The sequence below is a fragment of the Longibaculum muris genome (assembly GCF_004343035.1).
Taxonomy (GTDB): Bacteria; Bacillota_I; Bacilli_A; order Erysipelotrichales; family Coprobacillaceae; genus Longibaculum; species Longibaculum muris.
In genome coordinates this window covers 1-1,045 of sequence record NZ_SMCQ01000056.1, presented here as the reverse complement: position 1 = coordinate 1,045, position 1,045 = coordinate 1, and the positions used below count along the sequence as shown (strand labels likewise).

Genomic DNA, 1,045 nt, shown 5'->3' with positions numbered 1-1,045 from the left:
ACGAGGAAATAGGAATTATTAAATAAGCAAAATATCATTGATTTTATAGCATTTAATGGTTATAATAGGAATTATAAAATCGAAAATAGGAACATAAAAGGAGAGGGATTATGGCAGACAATAGAAATGTACCAATGAGAAAGATTATTGATGAAATTATAGAGAGATATGATTTTGATGAAGGTTTGGTAGATAGAACATTGATTGTTAAAAAAATCAAGAAACTTTGTTTGAAAGAACCCATCACTCAAAAAGGAGTAACTTCTAATCTATGGGAATGTTCCAATGTCGGAAAAAATAAGGAGCATTTGTTTACAAGCGAAGAAAGGAAAATGCTTGTAACACATTATGACTTATGTACTTATCTATTAAGTTGTAGCTTTCGTAATAGCGGAGAAAAAAATAAAGAAAAGACTGATAAAAAACTAAACGCTGTTATTGAATTGCATGATAAAGTACATAAACGTATTGAGAACGAAACTCAAGCATTAATTGAATTGAATGAATATTCAAATGAAATTATGACATTTTGTTCCTTTGAAGAGGTGCAAAAGAAAAAACACGATATAATGATTGAAGCCTTATTTTTAAGATATTTTAAGCCGATTGATGAAGAATTATTGTTTGACGATATGGAAACTAAAGCGAGTATAAGCGGTTCGAATTATACTGATGTAAATGTTGAAGAAAGTCTATGGAGACTGGAAAATCCGATTGAAGCCTATTGTATACCTAAAGAGCAAGATAAATAAAAATAGGTATTCTGACAGTTTGAATCAGAATACCTATTGATTGACAAGATTTCACTATTATTTAAAATGAGTATTAGATTGAGCTTCTTTATCGAATGCGACAATATCGTTTGGAGTACAATCTAAAATGTTACATAATTTTTCAAGCGTAATCAATGTAATATTTTTATTGTGCTTCAATGAGTCCAATGTTCGGTTATCTATCCCCGATTGTAGCAACTTATATTGTGAAATGCCTTTTGTTTTCATGGTTTCCCACAAAGGATAATAATTTATAATCGCAATCAACTCCT

Annotated in this window: 2 protein-coding genes; one reads left to right on the top strand and one right to left on the bottom strand. The window is 29.6% G+C overall.

Features of this window, described 5'->3' with window-relative positions; translation table 11 throughout:
• The first annotated feature begins 110 nt into the window (after positions 1-110).
• The gene (locus tag EDD60_RS16005) at positions 111-752 is read left to right on the top strand and encodes a hypothetical protein (protein WP_132226563.1); all 642 of its coding nucleotides are present in this window, start codon (positions 111-113) and stop codon (positions 750-752) included.
• Positions 753-809: 57 nt separating this feature from the next.
• On the opposite strand, the gene EDD60_RS16000 is transcribed toward EDD60_RS16005, so the two are convergent.
• Positions 810-1,045, bottom strand: a 236-nt coding sequence (locus EDD60_RS16000) for a helix-turn-helix domain-containing protein (RefSeq protein WP_243646705.1), incomplete at its 5' end; no start/stop codon positions are given.

Bases quoted from the DNA above. Each gene is read 5' to 3' on its own strand.
- EDD60_RS16005 (WP_132226563.1), top strand. From the start codon at position 111: ATGGCAGACAATAGAAATGTACCAATGAGAAAGATTATTGATGAAATT.